Annotated in this window: 9 protein-coding genes; 2 read left to right on the plus strand and 7 right to left on the minus strand. The window is 65.8% G+C overall.

Going from position 1 to position 15,904, the window contains the following annotated elements; translation table 11 throughout:
* Positions 1-8: 8 nt before the first annotated feature.
* From FRC98_RS18440 to FRC98_RS18450, 3 genes are all read right to left on the minus strand, one after another.
* Positions 9-2,846 (minus strand): hypothetical protein, encoded by a 2,838-nt coding sequence (locus FRC98_RS18440; protein WP_146982901.1) that lies wholly within the window; start codon positions 2,844-2,846, stop codon positions 9-11.
* Between the two features lie 156 nt (positions 2,847-3,002).
* A complete protein-coding gene (locus FRC98_RS18445) occupies positions 3,003-3,842 on the minus strand; it encodes a fimbrial biogenesis chaperone (RefSeq protein WP_146982902.1) in 840 nt (279 codons plus the stop codon).
* A gap of 99 nt (positions 3,843-3,941) precedes the next feature.
* Positions 3,942-4,454 (minus strand): DUF4402 domain-containing protein, encoded by a 513-nt coding sequence (locus FRC98_RS18450; RefSeq protein WP_146982903.1) that lies wholly within the window; start codon positions 4,452-4,454, stop codon positions 3,942-3,944.
* Between the two features lie 347 nt (positions 4,455-4,801).
* On the opposite strand from FRC98_RS18450, the gene FRC98_RS18455 reads away from it, so the two are divergent.
* Positions 4,802-5,827, plus strand: coding sequence for a sigma-54 interaction domain-containing protein (locus FRC98_RS18455; protein ID WP_146982904.1), 1,026 nt, complete (start codon positions 4,802-4,804; stop codon positions 5,825-5,827).
* Positions 5,828-5,905: 78 nt separating this feature from the next.
* Here the strand turns inward: FRC98_RS18455 and rtcR are convergent, their stop codons facing one another.
* Genes rtcR through FRC98_RS18470 form a run of 3 tightly spaced genes read right to left on the minus strand, consistent with a single transcriptional unit; the run spans position 5,906 to position 10,104 of the window.
* Positions 5,906-7,621: an RNA repair transcriptional activator RtcR gene (gene rtcR, locus FRC98_RS18460; protein WP_230467777.1), complete on the minus strand. Its 1,716-nt coding sequence runs from the start codon at positions 7,619-7,621 to the stop codon at positions 5,906-5,908.
* Complete coding sequence (rtcA, locus tag FRC98_RS18465; RefSeq protein ID WP_146982905.1) at positions 7,618-8,724, minus strand: RNA 3'-terminal phosphate cyclase; 1,107 nt, start codon at positions 8,722-8,724, stop codon at positions 7,618-7,620. Before rtcA ends, rtcR begins: the two co-directional genes overlap by 4 nt.
* A complete protein-coding gene (locus FRC98_RS18470; RefSeq protein ID WP_146982906.1) occupies positions 8,725-10,104 on the minus strand; it encodes an RtcB family protein in 1,380 nt (459 codons plus the stop codon).
* A gap of 701 nt (positions 10,105-10,805) precedes the next feature.
* Between FRC98_RS18470 and FRC98_RS18475 the strand changes: the two genes are divergently transcribed.
* Positions 10,806-12,347: an ATP-binding cassette domain-containing protein gene (locus FRC98_RS18475; RefSeq protein WP_230467778.1), complete on the plus strand. Its 1,542-nt coding sequence runs from the start codon at positions 10,806-10,808 to the stop codon at positions 12,345-12,347.
* Between the two features lie 115 nt (positions 12,348-12,462).
* On the opposite strand, the gene FRC98_RS18480 is transcribed toward FRC98_RS18475, so the two are convergent.
* The gene (locus tag FRC98_RS18480; protein ID WP_146982908.1) at positions 12,463-15,732 is read right to left on the minus strand and encodes an RCC1 domain-containing protein; all 3,270 of its coding nucleotides are present in this window, start codon (positions 15,730-15,732) and stop codon (positions 12,463-12,465) included.
* Positions 15,733-15,904 lie beyond the last annotated feature (172 nt).

The following is a 15,904-nucleotide window of genomic DNA, read 5'->3' on the forward strand; positions in this document are numbered from 1 at the left end:
AAAAGCCTTTAATCGTCTTGCACCGTGGGATCCCCGTCGATGCGGACCCGGAAGTTGCCGTCTGCGGCGCGGGCGCGAAGCAGGGCGCGGCGCTCCGCCTCCACTGCCAGGCGGTTCTGCGCGCGGGCTTCGGGTGTGCCTTCGTTGAGGTCGAGGAGGGTGGCGGCGTCGACCTCCGACGCCGCGACGCGATTGCGCGGCGAGGGGGAGTGGGGTGCGGCGGGGGGGCGGATGACGATCTGGCGGCCGGTGACCACGGTGCCATTCAGGCCCACGAAGATCGGTTGAGGGGCGGGGCGGCGGATGGTCGGGTCCGGGGACTGCGAGCGGCACACCCCCAGCTCATAGCTTCCCGGCGGCACATGCGGGAAGTAGAAGAAGCCGTCGTAGGCGGTGCGCGTCTCCAGCGCCTTAAGGGTGGGGCGGTTGGGCTGCTGGCGAGGGCGAAGCGTGACGCAGCCGCCGGGGAGGGGCAAATGCTGGCCGCCGCGCTCGACAAAGAGCGTGCCGTCGACCTCACCGGCGATGACCACCGGGAGTTTCATGCGGGCGGGGGTGCCCGGGCGGGTGATGACGCTGCGGCCCTGGACGGTGGAGACGGCGAAGGGGTCGTTGAGGCTCCCGGTATCCAGCCGGAGCTCGGTGTAGGTCGAGGGGTTGCCGGCGACGCTTAAGCGCCCCGAGGTGTTGGTCTGGGTCGGGTAGGCGCGGTTGCCAAAGCCACGTACCGAAGCGCCTTCGATGGGATCTTCTCCGGGGTCGCGCTCGCCGTTGCCGTTGGCGTCGCGGAAGATCTCGGCGACGACCTGGCCGCGGGTGGTCTGGTCGGGGGTGGAGACCATCAGGCCGCCGTCCACCGGGTCGGGGCCCAGGCCCATGGCCAGGCTGGCTCCCAGGGCCCAGCCACCGCGCTGGCCCCAGCCGGCGTTGAGGCCCCAGCGCACCCCGCTGAGCTCGCCCTGGATGCCGGCGCGGACGCCGAGCTGAACGTCGACCAGGTTGCGAAGATCGACGCTGGCCGAGGCGCGCAGCTTGCGTGTGATCTTGCGGTCGACACCGGCCTGCACCGAGCGCAGGCGAGGCGCGGGCACGATGCGGTAGTCCGCGCTCAGATGTGGGCTCCAGTCGCCCATACGACGTCGCAGGGTGGCGCGAGCGTTGAGTGATTGAAGTTCACCGCGCGTCACATCGAGCTGGTGGCTGTGCGAGAGCTGCGTGCCGAAGATGCGCAACCCGTAGCGTGCGCTGATACGATGTTGCTGAAGATCGTTGCGCTGATCGCGCAGGTTCCACTGCAGCTGGTAGGGGATGTGGACGCCGAACTTGAGCGCGCCATCGACGCGCAGGTTGGTCTCGGCGCGGCGCGCGGCGCTGCCATAACCCAGCGCCGTGGAGCGAAAGTCGCCAAAAGCGCGCAGGTGGTAGCCCGAGAGGTTCAGCCCCAGCTTGCGCGTCTGAAACTGCAGGATGCCGGCGGCGCCGTTGCGCGGATCGGCGACGACTTCGCCGCCGACGTACCAGCTGCCCAGGCCGGCGCGGGCGCCGGCGCTGAGGTAGGTTCGCGTCTCATCGTTATGATGCGAGGTGGTCGTGGCGCGACCGAGCACCGAGAGGTTGGAGCTGAGCCCGAACTCATAGCTCGCGGTCGCGCGCAGCCCGCCGGTGGTGTTCTGGAAGTCGGGGCTGGTCACCACCAGCGGCGTGCCGGCTTCGACCACCTGAAGATCGAGCTGGCCCTCGCCGGTGGGCACCATCTCGGAGCCGATGAAGATGCGCTCGGTCTCTTCGCGCTCCTGGCCGTAAGGGCCAAAGAAGACCATACGGAGCTCGTTCCAACCGTAGACCAGCGGGACCTCCGAGAACTCAAAACGGCCGTTGGCTTCGCTCTGTGTGCCCAGGAAGGCGCCGTTGCGGTAGAGCTCAACTTCCCAGCCCGGGTCGAGCTGGCCGCGCAGGGTGGTGCGGTCGAAGGTTTGAGCCCGGGTCAGCGGGGCGGTGGAGAGGGTTACGCCGCGCCCGGCGCGCCCGGTGGCCACCAGCGGAATGGCGCTGGCGTGCACATCCCCGAGCTCCACGCGGGTCGCCCCCACTGCGCCCAGAAGTCGGCCGGCCGGGTCGCGGCGAGAGAGGTTGAGGCGCGCGGAGTTCAGGGGTTGGGTGGGCGAGCCGGAAAATGACCAACTTCCCTGCATCCAGAGAAGATCGCCTGCGCCGCGCACATTGTAGGCGTTGGACTGGGGCACGGTCGCGGCGCCCGGCTCGGTGGGCCCGGCGCGCAGGGTGCCGCTCAAAAAAAGATCCATCACCGGCAGGCCGAGGAAGCGGTAGGGGGCCTCGAGCACCTCGTAATGTGGGGCGCCGTCCCAGCCCTGGACCGCGCGCATGCGGGCCAGGCGCTTCTCGCGCTCCAGGCGACGGTGAATCGGCAGAGGTTCGTCGGCGACAACCTGCAGGCGCAGGCGGTTGAGCTCGGTGTTCAGCGTGACCGGAAGCCACTCGGCGATGACGTCGGCGGCCACATAAAGATCGTCGGGCTGGGCGATCCAGTCCTGCGCGCTCAGACGCACAGCCCGGCCGGAAGCCTCCCCGCGCCCACCCGCCAGATCGATGGCGACGACGCGCTCGGGATCCATGATCCAACCCTCGATCTGTGCGGCCTCCACATCGGCGCGGATGGCGAGCTCGAGAAGTTTGCTCAGGTGGCCCACCGGAACATAGGCGCGGTTGGAGGCGGCGTCCCAGATGATGAGGAAGGCTTCGCTCAGGTGATGCTCGTCGAGGAAGATCTCGACGACCAGCCACTCTTTTTCAGCCTCAAAGGCCTCACCGTACGAGGCGGTCTCCATGGAGGCGGCGGGCTCGAGAGAAGACTGGGCGTAAGCGCGCCCGGTGAGGACCATGGACGCGAAGAGGAAGAGGACGATCGCTCGCCACGCGCGTATGCCCGCAGGCCTGGCCCCACGGCCATGTTGCGCGTGTGGTTCCATCGTCCCTCACCTTATTCAGCGCTCGCTCAGGCGGCGTACGCGCTCAATGGCGATGGGTTGGGCCGGCGCGCGCTGGTCGCCGTCGCGCGCGATAAAGCGCAGGCTCCACTCACCGGCGGCGCTCACCGAATCATCACTTAGAGGAGCGCGTAGCACGCGCTCCTGCTCGGGAGAGTAAAAGGCCACCCCGCGCACCGCGCCGACGAACTCGGCGGGCAGGCCCTGGCGAGGCGCGTAGTAGAGCTCGTAATCGCCGTAGACCGAGCGTTCGCCGCTGCGTTGAAGGTTCACGATCGCGACGGGGCGACCCTCATGCTGCGTGATCTGAAGTTCCGGCGCCTTGAGTTCCGCGCCGAGCTCGCCGCGGCGGTAGATCACCGGCAGGCTCACGCTCATGCGCATCTTCAGTTCCACTTCCAGCGCCTCACTGTTGCTGGCTTGCGGGGTTTCGGTGGCGTTGGGCAACGCCTGAAAGGTCAGGTGCGAGCGGTACTCGCCATCGCCCAGGGAGGCCGGGGCGCGCACCATCAATCGCACCGTCTGCGTCTCACCCGGGCCCAGCGTGACCTGGCGGGGGGAGTAGCGCACGAACGCATCGACGAACTTTCCAGAAGCCTCTGGCGAGAGCTCTTGAAACTGCCCGGTGGGGCTCATTGCCAGGCGGCGAAAGAGCACGCGGTAGGTCAGCGTCTGATCTGAGGAGTTGACCAGCGTCAGCTCTGCGCTGCGCTCTCGCCCCTCCAGGACCACGCGGGTCGGGGAGATCGAGAGGCTCTGGGCGCTGGCCGCGCCGGACCAGCTCATGCCGGCTACAAGCACGACGGATGCCATCCACCTTCGCCACGATCGGGTCATGGGCTGCTCCTGGAGTTGCGGTAGTTCAAAAGTAGGTTTGAGACGACGCCACCCGCGCGTGGCCGCGGGAGAGAGGGACGGCCACGCGCGGGATACGCGTCACTGGTATTCGACGGTGATGTCGAAACTCTGCGAGGGGGTACCCGCCATGGCGGTGCTGTCGACCACGAGCGTGCCGCCGACCGTGATGGTGGCGGTGCCCAGGGTCAGGGTGGGAGTAGCGTTGCTGAAGTTGAAGGAGGTGATGTTAACGCCGGCGGCCAACTGCAGACTGGCCGGCGCGGTGATCGAGACGGTGGTGTCGGCCTCGCCGTTGACGGTGATCTGGCCGAAGGCCGCGTTGTTGCGGTAGATGGCGCCGTCGCCAACACCGGAGGAGTCGACCGTCTCACCGTTGGCCGTCATGACCAACGTGGCGCTGTTGGCCGTGGGGATGGCCAACGTACCGAAGGAGAGCTGGGTGTTGACTTCTACGCTCAGCGGCTCTTCCAGAGTCACCGAGGCGTTCATCGAGCCCACGTTGCTGGCGAAAGCCGCCGGGGAGAGCAGCAGCATGGCGGCCGCGGTGGTCATGCCCAGGGTGCGTCGAGTGAAGATGTGTCGAGTGGTCATGGTGGTCTCCTTATGAGGTCAGCCCCCGCTTGGGGTCAGGTCAGGCGGCTCCGACCCTTATGGACGGCGTCGCATGATTACCCTTGAGCAAGGGGTGTGCCCGCGTCAGGAGAGTGAGCTAAAAAACTCAAGCGACCGTGGTTATCTCTTTGATTTATAAGGGGATTGTTTCCTTGGCGCGTTCGGTGTTCAATGGGTAATGCATCGTTGTGGAAGATCCTTATGAAGCGGCACGGAAAAATTTTCCGGTCCTGATCGTTGCTCTTCGGAAGGAAGTTCCGGATCATACGTCATGACGATTCGTGATCGTTTTGAGAGGAGAGCGCTGCGCGCTCAGGGAGACCGTTTTGACTCAGCCCGACGCTGAACATCCGACTGCATTTTCGGGAGCCGAGGATGGCGAGGCGCTGGCGCGCGATGACGCCAGCCGCAAGCTCTTTGCGATGGCCGAGACGGTGGCGCGCACACCCTCCACGGTGCTGATTCACGGGGAGACCGGGGTGGGCAAGGAGGTGCTCGCGCGTTTCATTCACCTCAACTCCAAAGTGGCGCGCGGACCGATGGTGGCGATCAACTGCGCCGCGCTGAGCGCCTCCCTCATTGAGAGTGAGCTTTTCGGCCATGAGAAGGGCGCGTTCAGCGGCGCGACCGGCCAGCACGCCGGCGCGTTTGAGCGGGCGCACGGCGGTACGCTCTTGCTCGACGAGGTCTCGGAGCTGCCGCTGGAGCTGCAGGCCAAACTTTTGCGCGTTTTGCAGGAGCGGCAGGTCTTGAGGGTGGGCGGAACGCGCCCCATCGCCACCGATGCGCGCATCATCGCCACGACCAACCGCGATCTGGCCGGACATGTGAGCGCGGGGCATTTTCGCCAGGATCTTTATTTTCGCCTCAACGTCTTTCCGCTCGAGATCCCGCCCTTGCGCGAGCGCCCGGACGACATCCTTCCGCTGGCGCGCCATTACGCGACGACCTTGGCCGGGCGTCTGGGGTTGGAGCCCCGCGAGTTTAGCGCGCAGGCCCTCGAGCAACTCGCCGCCTACCGCTACCCGGGCAATGTGCGCGAGCTGATCAACATCGTGGAGCGCGCGTTGATCCTGGCCAGCACCTCGGCCTGCATCACCACCGAGCATCTGATCTTTGAGCCCGGGGCGGCGCCGGCCCTGTCTTCGGAGGGGCGGAGCGCGCCGACGAGCAATGATGAGCATACGGTGCAGTTCCGCGCCGGCGATATGCCCCTGACGGATGTGCGACGCGTCATCATTGAGCGCACCCTGGAGCGCTTTGAAGGCAACCGCTCCCGCGCCGCGCACGAGCTGGGGGTGAGCACGCGGACGATCCGCAACAAGCTCAAAGATTACGATAAGAAGAACTGAATCAGGGGAGTGGGAGTCCGACCCCGGGTCGGACGATCTTCAGCGATGACGCCGCGATGCACGACCCCGGGTCGTGCATCATCGCGTGATGACGTCCCAGTCCAGCCCGAATTTCTGCAGGTATTTACGAAGACGATCGGCGTCGTTGCGCGACTTTCGGCGAGTGCGGGAGTGGGCGAAGAGCGCGCGCCCGGCCTCCGAGAGCGTTGCGCATTGGCGGCAGACTTTGATGACGTGGCGAAGTTGCACAGCGTCGAAGTCGTCGAGCTCGCCAACACCCAGCTCCGAGAGCACATCTTCAACCTCTCCCACCACCGCGCTCCGACCGTCCTTCGCGGCTGTGTGATGTCCGACCCCCGGACGTGCCATGTGGGCGTCGGCGCTCGCGTTGAGCGGGTGATGTCCGACCCCCGGATGTGTTTCTTCGGCGTCGGCGCGTGCGCTGTTGAGACCCCAGCGCACCCGCAACCTCTCGATTTCATCGACCACCACCGCCTCATCGATCACGCCGGCCCGGGCCAGGGTGGCCATTCGGATCACCGAGGCGTTGAGGTCGCGAAAGTTGGCCGTCCAGGTGGCGGCGTCGCTCAACGCGAAGTCCAGGTAGCGCCGGTGCGCCTCCAGGTTGATGCGCACGCGCTGGCCGTGGCGCTCAGCAAAGGCCTCAAGCTCAAAGTCGAGGTTGGGCTCAATGTCTTCGCGACGCCTGGCGAGGCCCGGGAGCTCAAAGCTCCAGAGGTTGATGCGGGCTAAAAGGTCGGCGCGGAAGCCGCCGCGATGCACTTCTTTAAGAAGATCGGCGTTGGTGCCGGCGATGAGCAAAAAGTCGCTCTCGATCTCCTCGTCGGCGCCCACGGGCAAAAAACGCCCGGTTTCCAGCGCGCGCAGGAGCATGGCCTGCTCGTCGGCGCCGAGCTCGGCGATCTCGTCGAGGAAGACCACCCCGCCGTCGGCGCGCTTGAGCAGGCCTTCGCGCGCGCCCACCGCCCCGGTGAACGCGCCGCGGCGGTGGCCAAAGAGCGCGCTCATGGCCCCGTCGCCGCGCAGCGTGGCGCAGTTGATGGCCACAAAAGGGCCGCTGATCTGGCGGCGCTGTTTTTTAAGATCGTAGATGCGGCGCGCGAGCTGGGTCTTGCCCGCGCCGGTGGGGCCGGTGAGAAGCATCGGCTCTAAGGAGCGCTGCGCGACGATCTCGATCTTCTCAATCAGCGCGTTGAACGCGGTGTTGCGCGTGTTGATGCCGCCTTTAAGCAGCGTGGTGGCCTCGTGCTGCTCGCGGGCAAAACGGGCGGCGAGTCGGTCGTAACGCGAGAGATCCAGGTCGATGAGGCGCCAGCCCCCGGCGGCGCGCATCGGGCCTTTTTTGCGCGGGGAGCTCTGCAAAAGACGCGCGGGCAGGTGGCGCGATTCGGCCAGCAGAAACATGCAGATCTGCGCGACGTGGGTGCCGGTGGTCAGGTGCAGCAGGTAGTCTTCGTCGTCCTTAAAGGGGTAGGTGCGGCTGAAGTCGTGGAGCGCGCCAAAGACTTCTTCAAAATCCCAGGGATCGTTGAGGGGAAGTTCACGCAGCACCACCTCGGTCGAGGGGGAGATCTGGGCGATGTCCTCTGTGACCTGCCTGGCGAGCCGACGATCGCCGGGCTGACAGAGGAGCTCAAAGCGGTCGATGAGCAGGTCTTCCTGCTGGCAGATCCCCACCGAGGGCCGCCAACGCTCCCAGCGCGCCGGCGCAAAGCCGCGGTCGAGCTGGGAGCCCAGAAGGCCGATCACGACGGTGGGTTTTTTGCGGCTCATTCAGACTCCAGACCAACGTCGAAGGTGCCATCATCGCGAGAAATTACCTCAAAGCGCCGGCCGGTGAATCGCGGCAGAAGTTCAAGCTGGGTGCGGGCGTGCGAGCTTATCGGCCCGCAGCGAAAGCGCCCGCGGCCCAGCGCAGCGAGCACGACCAGGAGCTGGTCGGTAAGATGTTCGCCCACCGGGGCGTCGTGGCTTAAGTAAACGCGCAGCTCGTCGGCCAGACGCTCGGCGACCTTCTCGGCGCTGATGCCTTTTTGACCCGGCACAAAGAAGACCTCGCTGACGTGCTCGAAGCTCAACGTGGCCAACAGTGCGTTGCCCGGCCCGGGGCTTGTGTCGTGGCGAAGCACCTCGGTGTGCCAGTCGAGGGTGGGGTCGGGGAGGCCTGGAGCGCGTTTTAAAAAGGTCGCGATCTCCCGCTCGGCGATGGAGGTGGGAAGATGGGCTACCAGCGCTTCGATCGACGCTTTTTGAAGGTCGCCTCGCGTCATCAGATCGAGGGCAGGTGACACGTCGATCGATGAGGTTTTATGCGGACTTTGCACGACCGTAGGTCGGTCATCCGCAGGCGAAAAATCGACAAAAATCTCTCCGCCGCCGGCCGGCATAAAGCCCGGGCGGCGCAGCTCGGCTTCCAGGGTGAGCCCGGCCCGGCGCAGCACCTGGAGGTAGGCGCGGGTGATAAACTCAAAGGGGGGCGCGGCCGGGTTGTGCGTGCCGCCGGTGATGCTCAGCGTGGCGGGCTGGTCGCAAAGCGCCAGCGGCAGCAGCACCGTCTGCAATACCAGCATGGTGCTGCCGGCCGAGCCCACCTCGAAGCGGAAGTCGCCGCCCTGAAGATCGCCAGGCGTAAAACGCAGGGATTGGCTGCCCAGGGTCGCGCCCTCCACCTCGGCGTTGCAGATCGCGGCGGCGGCCCGCACGCAAGTCAGGTGCTGGCGCAGCAGGCCGCTGCGTCGCCGGCCGGCGCGGATCTTCTCCATGGAAAAGGGGCGGCCGGTGAGCATCGCCATCGTCAGCGCGCTGCGCAGCACCTGGCCGCCCCCCTCCCCACTGCTGCCATCAATCATGATGGTTTCTTGTTTAAAATCAGCCATTTAGTCCTCCGCCGGTTCGCCGGCCGGCGCCATCTTGACCATGCGCGGGTCGAAACGGGCCACGATCTCCACGAGGTCGTCCTGCGCGCGCATGACCTCTTCGATGTTTTTATAAACGTCGGGAACCTCATCGAGCCCGGCCGAGAGAAGTCGCACCTTCTGGCGCGCCAGGCGCTCTTTGACCGGGGCCCAGTCCATCGTCTTTTTGGCGCGGGTACGCGACATCACGCGTCCGGCCCCGTGGGCGGCGCTCTCCAATGAGAGGGCGTTTCCTTTGCCGCGGACCACAAACCCGGGGTCGGCCATCGAGCCCGGGATCACCCCGAGCACACCCTTACCCGCCGGCGTGGCGCCTTTGCGATGCACAATCAGCTCGCGGCCGTCATGAACTTCCTTCCAGGCGTAGTTATGGTGGTTTTCGACCATGGCGAGCGCCTCGGCGCCGAGGTTGCGCAGGATCTGGCGGTGAATCACCGCGTGGTTGGCCGACGCGTAGCGCCCCATCAGCTCCATCGCCGCCCAGTACTCCTGGCCGGGCTGGCTTTTGAGATCGAGCCAGGCCAGGTGGCGAAGCTCCGAGGGAAGCTCCGGGTGCAGCTCCATCGCCAGCTTCGAGTAGTGGTTGGCCACCGCCGCGCCCACCCCGCGGCTTCCGCTATGGCTTAAAAGCGCAAGGTAGCGCCCGGCCTCAAGCCCCAGATCGGCCTCGGTGAGCGTCAGCACCCCGAACTCCACAAAGTGGTTGCCCGAGCCGCTGCTCCCGAGCTGCTTCCAGCCCTTCGACTTGCCGCGCGAGGTGATGGGCGAAACGTCCCAATCATCATCCATCACCGCGTGATCGTGGGGCTTTTTGAAATGCGCGCCGATGCCAAAGGCCGTCTCCCGCTCAATGGCGCGCTCAAAACGCTCGGGATGATCTTCAAAGCTCTGCAGATCGACATCCAGCACGCTCAACTTCACCCGGCAGGCGATGTCCACACCGACCGCGTAAGGGATCACCGCCCCCTCGGTCGCCAGCACCCCGCCAATGGGCAGGCCGTAGCCCATATGCGCGTCGGCCATCAGCGCGCCGCGGTAGGCAATGGGCAGCCGCGAGGCCTGCTCCATCTGCTTGACCGCCTGCGCCTCCAGATCGTGGCCCCACTGCGCCCAGGGCGCACGGGTCTCGGGCTCCTCCCAGCTTGCGGCCTTTTGAAGGTAGTCGGCGAGCTCCGCAAAGGTCTCGCCATGGTAGTTTTGGGGCGCCTCCACGATCGCCCGCAGCTCGTCGTAGGCCTCATCCGGGGTGGTCTGCCCGCTCTCGATCATCGTGCCGATGGTCTTGAGCAGCGTGGGGTGAAAATGTTTGGGGATGTTCAACTTTCGCAGGTGGTGTTTCATCCGACGATCCTTGCGGCAGCGCGTCGCCGCCGTGTCCGAGAGATATTGAGGAGGCGTGTCGGGCGTCTTCTCTCAACGTGTCGACGCCCCGGGCCTCCCGGCTCGAACCTCCCCATAGCGAGCCCCGTGCCATGTTTTTTAATCCGTTTATTTTAATCAGGGGGGAGGTTGAGTGTTGGGTGTGTAATGTGTTGGTTTTGTTGGGTTTTTGATGTGTTAATGGGGGCGTGGAAAAAGTTCGCGTGAGCGTAAAGGGCTATGTGGAGCAGGTACGGAAACGCGCATTTTGTATATGGGTTTATAAAGATCGCGCGCATCTTATCATTTCATAGCGTGATGCGCGCGCGTCGGATTCTTGATTTCTTGAAAACACCTGCTTAGTTTTGAGCCGTCGAGTCGCCGCCGATCGCGAGGTCGTGTGGGCCACCGACTTCCCTTTTCTCAGCCCAGGACACTTCGTGAAGTTGGACACCCTAAGCACGTGTTGATGTCGCGTCTGCTGCATTGAGAGCACCGCGTGCCGCGTTGCAAAGCCTCGACGATGCTTTCAGCATCGCCTGCGTTTTGCGCCTTGCCTGCGTCACTCTCAATCTCGCATCCAGCGACACCAACTGCGGCTCAGGGCGTCAGCCCTTTTTAAGAGCGCGATGATTTGCAGGTCCTTTTCTGGGATCTGCGCCATTCTCTTGAAAGGAGGTCGTATGACTTCAACGCAGGTGTCGGTGCGCCTTGAGCGCGTCACGTTTTCGTATCCGCGCGCGATCCACACGCTTTTTCGGGGCCTTAATCTCCATCTGGAGGCCGGCTGGTACGGGCTCGTGGGGCCCAACGGCGCGGGAAAATCCACATTATTGAGTCTTTTGAGCGGGGCGTTGAAGCCGACCGAGGGTCGGATCGTGCGGGAGTTTGAGGGGCCGGTGGTGCTCTGCGAGCAGCGCGTGGAGGCGCCGGGTGAGCGGGTCGATGCGGCGGCGCAGCGCTGGGATAAAGAGGCGATGCGCCTGAAAAGCCGCCTCGATCTGGATTATGAGGGGTGGACCCGCTGGGAGACGCTCTCACCGGGGGAGCGCAAGCGCTGGCAGATCGGCGCGGCGCTGATGGCGCGTCCCGATCTTTTGCTTCTGGACGAACCCACCAACCACCTCGACGCCGAGGGGCGAGCGTGGCTGATTGAGGCGATGGGTCTGCACCGGGGCGTGGGTGTGGTGGTCAGCCATGATCGCGCGCTGCTCGACGCGACGTGCCGGGCGACTCTGTGGCTGGAGCCGGGCCCTGGCGAGGTGGCGCTGAAGGTCTATCCGGCGGCGTACAGCGCTGCTTTTGAAATGCGGAAGTTGCGGATTGCCGGGGAGGTGCAGTCGCGGCAAAAAGCCGAAGCCGAGCGCGACCGCTTGCAGCGCGCCGCGCGTGAGGCGGCCGCGCGCCAGCAGTCCACGGAGCGCTCGCTCAGCACGAAGAGCCGCATGACCTCGGTGCGCGACAGCGACGCGCGCAGCATGGCGCGAAAAGGGCGCGCGATCGACGCGTCGGCGAAGGCCAGCCGGGAGGCCGGTGTGGTGAGCCGCGAGCTCGCAAAGGCCGATGCGACATTGCGAGAACTTCCCATCCACAAGGCCCTGGGCCGGGCGCTGCTCGTGGACTTTGAGCCTTCGCCCAAAGATCCGGTGGCAAGCCTCACCGGCGCCGATCTGCGGGCTGGCGATCGGGTGCTGGCCCGCGATCTTCGCCTGGGGCTGGGGCGCACCGAAAAGGTCGCGCTCACCGGTCCTAATGGCGCTGGCAAGTCTACGCTGTTGCGCCTGCTCCTCGAACATCTTCACGTGCCCGAAGCTCGGGTGCTCTACCTGCCTCAGGAGCTGACCGAGGGTCGGACATCGGCCAGTCTTCATGCGCTCAAAACGATGCATCCCGATGAGCTCGGCGACGTCATGAACATCGTGGCCGCCCTGGGCACCGACCCCTCAAAGTTGCTCGCTGGCGCCCCTCCCAGCCCGGGTGAGGCGCGCAAGCTGATGCTGGCGCAGGCGCTGCATCAGCGCGTCTACGCGATGATTCTCGATGAGCCGACCAATCACCTCGATCTGCCCTCGATCGAGCGGCTGGAGGAGGCGTTGGTGGCCTATCCGGGGGCGATGCTGCTGGTGAGTCACGACGCGCGGTTTCGGCAAAGAGTGACGCAGAAGACGTGGCGGATCGACGAGGCGAGGGGGGAGGTCGAAGTGAGGTTGGATGATGAGACTTAGGCGGCGATAGTGCGCGGAGTTGCACAACCCCGGGTCAGACGATCGCGAGTGATGGCGCCGAGTTGCACGACCGAGGGTCGGACATCATCCCAGCAAAGGATCTGAAAAAATGATCTCATCTACCTGATGAAAGTGACGCGGCGGGAGCATCTGGCGAGTCGGGCGAATCGAGCTCATAGGCGGGCACCGCTCCGGCGATGGCGGGGGCCTCATCATCGCCGATAAGGTCGGTGTGGCCGTAGCCGAGCTGGCCAAAATCATTAAAACCCCAGCAGCGCATTGTGTCGTCTTCGAGGAGCGCGCAGGTGTGGTAGTTGGAGGCTTCGATGGCCACGGCTTTGCCGCCCAGGTAGACGTCGGTGGCCTGAGAGGGAGGGGCGTCGGTGCCGACGGAGCGGCGGTGGCCGTAGCCGAGCTGGCCGAAGCGGTTGTCGCCCCAGCAGCGCACCCGGCCGCCCTCTAAGAGCGCGCAGGTGTGCAGGCCGCCGGCGTCGATCTGCAAAATCGAGCCGCCGGCGTCGATGTCGCCGGCCTCTGCCGGGGGCTCGTTGTCGCCGATGTTGTTGGTGTGGCCCAGGCCCAGCTGGCCGTGCTCGTTCCAGCCCCAGCAGCGGGCGCGTCCTTCGGGGAGGAGCGCGCAGGTGTGACTGCGGCCGGCGGAGACCGCCACAACCTCATCGCCCACATCGATGGGGTCGACGGCGGCGGGGTGCTCGTTGTCGCCGATGTTGTCGGTGTGGCCCTGACCGAGCTGTCCGGCCTGGTTTCGGCCCCAGCATTTGAGTTCGCCGCCCTCTAAGTGTGCGCAGGTGTGGAACTTTCCGGCGCTGATGTCGAGGACTTCGGCGCCGACGTCGACCGGGTTGATGTTGGCCGGGACCTCCGCCTTGCCCAGGTGGTGGGTGTGGCCAAGGCCGAGCTGCCCGTAGCGGTTGTTGCCCCAGCATTTGAGAGCGCCGTCTTCCAAAAGGGCACAGGCGTGGGTGGCGTACTGCATCGCGCCGACGGTCAGCGCTTTGACCGGGCCGGCCATGGTGATGGGCTCAATGTCGGCGGGGAGCTCGTCTTCGCCGATGCGGCGCACGTCGCGGCCCAGGCCCAGCTGGCCAAAATGGTTGCTGCCCCAGCAGCGCAGGTCGCCGCTCTCTAAGAGCGCGCAGGTAAACGAGGCGTTGTAGTCGCCGGCGGCCGCGATCGCGATGGCCCGCTCGCCAAGATCCACAAACCCGGCCTCCGAGGCGGGCTCATCGTCGCCGATGCGCTCGCGGTGGCCCAGGCCCAGCTCGGCGTCGAAGTTTGCGCCCCAGCAACGCACCTGGCCCTCGCGCAGCAGGATGCAGCTGTGGAACTTGCCGAGCGCCATCTGCTGCACGAGACGGGGGGGCGCGGTAGGAGTGGCATCGCTCGGAAGACCCTCGGCGGCAGCGATCAGGGCACCTCTGACAGTGTGGCTTGCGTTCTCAATGAGCGGGGCGATCGAGAGGGCGTCGGGGTCGGGTAAGGCGCTCAGGTTTTCGATCTCGGCACCGCTCTGCGCTTTGAGGTCGGTGCTGGCCTCGGCCGGCGCATCTTCGGGAGCGGCGCCTCCGGTGAGGGAGGGGCCGTAGGCGTTGGCCAGCCCCACGCCAGCGAGCGCGAGCGCCAGAAGTCCCACGCTCCAGAACAAGGGGCGACGGGTGGAGGCGGACGCCTCGTCGGGCGGAGTGAGGGAGGAGATGCTGGCGTCGACCCGGGCCTCTGCGCCGGTGTCGTTTTCCGTCTCAACAACCACGTCACTTAGCGCTTGAGCCTCAACCTCACCATCGTCAGCATGCGCATCGCCTGTGGCGACGGCGACTTCCGGCGCGTTGACTTCGGGGGCGTCGATTTCGGAGGCGACGACTTGAGTTTTGAGAGGCGGACCGGCGACCGCCACATGTTGCTCGGTGAGCACGGTGTGGATGTCGGGGGCGTCGGGTGCGTCGGCCTCGGTCGCAACACCCGGTGCGGCGTCGGCGTTGGCTGAGGCGGAGGGACCGGCGACCGCAACTTGCTCCTCGGTGAGCGCAGTGTGGATGTCGGGGTTGTCGGAGGTCGTAGACCGGGCGTCTTCGGCGGGAGGAGCGGCGGCGTCGGAACGAGCTTCAACGACGTTAAGCGCGACCTCCTCGCTGTCTTTGTTGTCCTTGTTCTCGGCGTCGCTGGCGAGTTCTTCGGCGCTGGAGACGCGGCGCGTGGCGAGGTCGTCGGGGGTGACCCGAGAGGTGGGGCGGGCGTCGGCCGCGCTGGCGAGCTGGTCGGCGTCGCCGCGCACCGTCTTAAGGTCGAGAAGATCCCGGGAGGCCAGGTGCGCGGTCTGCGCGGGCAGCAGCGTGCCCCGGGGGCCGAGCTGTCCGGCGAGTGCCTCGACGGCCGGGTGCATGGCCTGGCGTAGCGCTTCGACATCCTGAAAACGTTTTTGGGGATCGCGTGCGAGACCGCGGGCCAGAAAGTCGCGCGTGACCTGCGGGAAGTTCAGATCGGCAACTTCGCCAAGAGGATCGAACTCCTCTTTGATCTTCTTGATCAGCACCTCCTGCTCGGTGGCGCCGGGGAAGGGGCGGCGGCCGCTCAAGAACTCAAAGAGCATCACGCTGACGGCGTAAAGATCGGTCCAGGGCCCCAGGTTTTTGCGCGAGATCTGCTCGGGGGCCATATAATTTGGCGAGCCCAGGTGCCAGCGCGTATCGCTTTTATGCTCGACGAACTTGGCCAGCCCGAAATCCAGCAGACGCACGTAGAGGGGGTTGCCCACGACGGCCTGGATCATGATGTTTTCGGGCTTGATGTCGCGGTGGACGATGCTGTCCTGGTGGGCCGCGCCCAGGCCGTTGAGGAGCTGGTTGGTGATGGTGAGGATCTCGTCGGCGCTAAAGCCGCGGCCGTCGAGGGTGCGGGCGTGGATCTCATCGCGCAGGGTGCGGCTGCCGTCGATGAACTCCATCACCAGATAAGGCCGCCCGGCGTGGATGCCGTACTTGAGCAGGCGCACGATGTTGGGGTGGCTCAAGTGCGCGAGCACCTCCGCCTCGCTCTGGAACTTGCGCAACAGCGCCTGGGAGAACTCGGGATCGTCGGTGTCGACGTTGATGAGCTTGAGCGCCCCTTTAAGCCTCAAGAGCGGCGACTGGTACGCCAGGTACACGCGCCCGAATCCACCCGATCCCAGGGTGCCCACGACCAGGAAGTCGCCGACCATCTGGCCGATCACCGGGTCGGGCTGCTCGGCCACGCCGCGGTGGGCCTGCTCCCAGTGAGCGTTGGAGATGAAGTGCAGCCCGCGCTTGTTGCAGCCGCGCTCTTCGCAGGGCGAGGCGACTTCGCCGGTGCCGTCACAGCCGGGACACTTTCCCGTAGTACCACGCATGCATTGTCCAAGCGCCGGAGGTGTTCAGCGACGGAAAAAAAGGTGCGCGCCAGAGTCATTGAGGAGCGTCAGTTCGCGCGGCCAGTATGCCAGAGGCTCAGGGGTCGAACAACGGTCGCCGAGCGTCGCCGAGCGCACCAGGACGAAGCCAGCGGCGTCGTCAGGGATTCGC

Origin of the sequence: Lujinxingia vulgaris (genome assembly GCF_007997015.1) — a bacterium.
Classification (GTDB): Bacteria; Myxococcota_A; Bradymonadia; order Bradymonadales; family Bradymonadaceae; genus Lujinxingia; species Lujinxingia vulgaris.

Excerpts from the sequence above, each read along its gene's own strand:
- FRC98_RS18440 (WP_146982901.1), bottom strand. The coding sequence starts at position 2,846 with ATGGAGACCGCCTCGTACGGTGAGGCCTTTGAGGCTGAAAAAGAGTGG.
- FRC98_RS18445 (WP_146982902.1), bottom strand. The coding sequence starts at position 3,842 with ATGACCCGATCGTGGCGAAGGTGGATGGCATCCGTCGTGCTTGTAGCC.
- FRC98_RS18450 (WP_146982903.1), bottom strand. The coding sequence starts at position 4,454 with ATGACCACTCGACACATCTTCACTCGACGCACCCTGGGCATGACCACC.
- rtcR (WP_230467777.1), bottom strand. The coding sequence starts at position 7,621 with ATGAGCCGCAAAAAACCCACCGTCGTGATCGGCCTTCTGGGCTCCCAG.
- rtcA (WP_146982905.1), bottom strand. The coding sequence starts at position 8,724 with ATGGCTGATTTTAAACAAGAAACCATCATGATTGATGGCAGCAGTGGG.
- FRC98_RS18470 (WP_146982906.1), bottom strand. The coding sequence starts at position 10,104 with ATGAAACACCACCTGCGAAAGTTGAACATCCCCAAACATTTTCACCCC.
- FRC98_RS18475 (WP_230467778.1), top strand. The coding sequence starts at position 10,806 with ATGACTTCAACGCAGGTGTCGGTGCGCCTTGAGCGCGTCACGTTTTCG.
- FRC98_RS18480 (WP_146982908.1), bottom strand. The coding sequence starts at position 15,732 with ATGCGTGGTACTACGGGAAAGTGTCCCGGCTGTGACGGCACCGGCGAA.